The organism is Pseudomonas sp. SDO5522_S412, from assembly GCF_054071215.1.
On sequence record NZ_JBSVWQ010000404.1, the window covers coordinates 1 to 2400 of the forward strand.

The following is a 2400-nucleotide window of genomic DNA, read 5'->3' on the forward strand; positions in this document are numbered from 1 at the left end:
TACATCCGGCGACTGACACACCGCTTTCGCGAGCAAGCCCGCTCCCACATTGGCCCTGCGGCGCAGCTAATGGACAGTTACACTACCGCTCCCCAAAGGAGCCCGCATGACTTCCCTGCTAACCGACTGGCGCGACCGCCCCACCCACCGCCGCGTGTGGGCCCTCGCCGCGCCGATGATTTTGTCGAACATCTCCGTACCACTGGTGGCGCTGGTGGACAGCATGGTCATCGGCCACCTGCCCCACGCCCACCAACTCGGCGCCGTGGCCGTTGGCGCCAGCCTGTACACCTTCCTCGCCTGGGCCATGGGTTTCCTGCGCATGGGCTCCACCGGCTTTGCCGCCCAGGCCGCCGGGCGTGGTGATGGCGCGGCGCTGCGGCAGATTCTGTTGCAGGGGCTGTTGCTGGCGCTGGGCCTGGCCATAGTGCTCGGCAGCATCGGCATTCCGTTAAGCGGCCTGGTGCTGGACTGGATGCAGCCCTCGCCCGAGCTGAACCAACTGACCCGCGAATTCTTCCACACCCGCCTCTTCGGCCTGCCCGCAGCGCTGGCCAGCTACGCGCTGGTGGGCTGGTTCCTCGGCACCCAAAACGCCCGCGCACCGCTGGCGATTCTGCTGACCACCAACCTCGTGAACATCGCGCTCAACCTGTGGTTCGTGCTGGGCCTGGATTGGGGCGTGGTCGGCTCGGCCCGCGCCTCGGTGATCGCCGAATGGACCGGCGCCCTGCTCGGCCTGGCCCTCACCCAAAAAGCCCTGCGTGCCTACCCTGGCCATATCGCCTGGGCGGCACTCAAGCTGTGGCAAAGCTGGCGCCCGCTGCTGGCGGTGAACCGCGATATCTTCATCCGCAGCCTGGCCCTGCAATCGGTGTTTTTCATGATCACCGTGCAAGGCGCTCGCTTGGGGGATGCCACGGTGGCGGCGAATGCGCTGCTGCTCAATGGTCTGTTGCTGACGGCCCACGCCCTGGACGGACTGGCCCACGCCGTGGAAGCCTTGTGCGGCCACGCCATCGGCGCCCACGACCGCCAGGCCTTGCGCCGCTCGCTGGTGGTGGCCTGTGGTTGGTCGTTGCTGGCGAGTATCGGCTTCGCGATCCTGTTCGCCGTGTTCGGCCACCTGTTTATCGCCATGCAAACCGATATTCCGAGCGTGCGCGAAACCGCCGACATCTACCTGCCCTACCTCGCCGTACTGCCGTTGATCGCCGTGTGGAGCTACCTGCTGGACGGCCTGTTCATCGGCGCCACTCGCGCCCGGGAAATGCGCAACGGCATGCTGCTGACGGTGGTGATTGTGCTGCCCTTCGCCTGGGCCTTGCAGGGCCTGGGCAACCACGGCTTGTGGATAACCTTCCTGTTGTTCATGGCCCTGCGCAGCCTGACGCTGTGGGCAATTGCCTGGCGCCTGAACAAGCAGGACCGCTGGCTTACTGGCCCGGCGTGAACGTGATAAACGCCGTGACCCGGTCCAGCACGGGCGCCAGCCAGCGCAGCGGCCGGGACATCGACGCCACCAATGTGGCGTGGCTGGTCTTGGTGAAGTAGAACTCCTCCACCGGCACACCCGCCGCTCGCAGCTTTTTCGCCAACCCGCCGGTGTTGCGCTTGGGGTTGACCAGATTGTCGTCCACCGAAGCAATCAACAGGCTGGGGGGTGCGCTTTGGCTCACGTGGTTGATGGGTTGGGAATCGGGCGGCGAGTCCGGGTAGAAGAACACCGGGCGCACATCGCGGTTTTCAATCGGCAGGAAATCATACGGCCCGGCGAGGCCGATCCATCCCTTGAAGACTGACGGCGACAGGCCAACCCCGGCCAGCCACTGCGGGTCCAGCGCCAGCATTGCGGCGTTGTACGCACCGGAACTGTGGCCCATCACATACAGTTTGCGGGGATCGCCGCCGTATTCGGCACTGTGCTGATACGCCCACGCGACTGCTTGGGCGCCGTCCTGCAAAAACCGTGGGTAGCGCACTTGCGGGTAAAGCCGGTAATCGGCGATCACCACCACGATGCCGCGCGAGGCCAGGGCTTCGCCGACGAAACCGTAGTCATCCTTGGAGCCGCTGTTCCAGCTGCCGCCATAGAAAAACACCACGACGGGCGCGTCGGGCAAGGCGGTGACGGGGCGGTAGATATCGAGTTTCTGGCGGGGGTCATCGCCGTAGGCGAGGGAGGAGGTTTTGGTGAAGGTGCTGGTGGGGGTGAGTGCGTTGAGCACTTTGATCGGGGAGCAGGCTGCGAGCAGCGTCGCGATGGCCAGGGTGAACACTTGCAGGAGCTTTTTCGACATTATTCAGGCCCTATAAAAACTGCAGGACTTGCGGCGATCCAAATGTGGGAGCGGGCTTGCTCGCGAAGGCGGTGTATAAGTCTGCACATGTATCGACTGA

2 protein-coding genes are annotated in these 2400 nt (G+C 64.7%); one reads left to right on the plus strand and one right to left on the minus strand.

Annotated elements, in window-relative coordinates; all coding sequences use genetic code 11:
• Window positions 1–106 precede the first annotated feature (106 nt).
• Window positions 107–1453, plus strand: coding sequence for an MATE family efflux transporter (locus ACW9I6_RS32045; protein WP_003217292.1), 1347 nt, complete (start codon window positions 107–109; stop codon window positions 1451–1453).
• Here ACW9I6_RS32045 and ACW9I6_RS32050 read toward each other — a convergent pair.
• Entirely contained in the window at window positions 1437–2300 is an 864-nt protein-coding gene (locus tag ACW9I6_RS32050) for an alpha/beta hydrolase (protein WP_177049167.1), read from the minus strand. The genes ACW9I6_RS32045 and ACW9I6_RS32050 overlap by 17 nt on opposite strands.
• Between the last annotated feature and the right edge of the window lie 100 nt (window positions 2301–2400).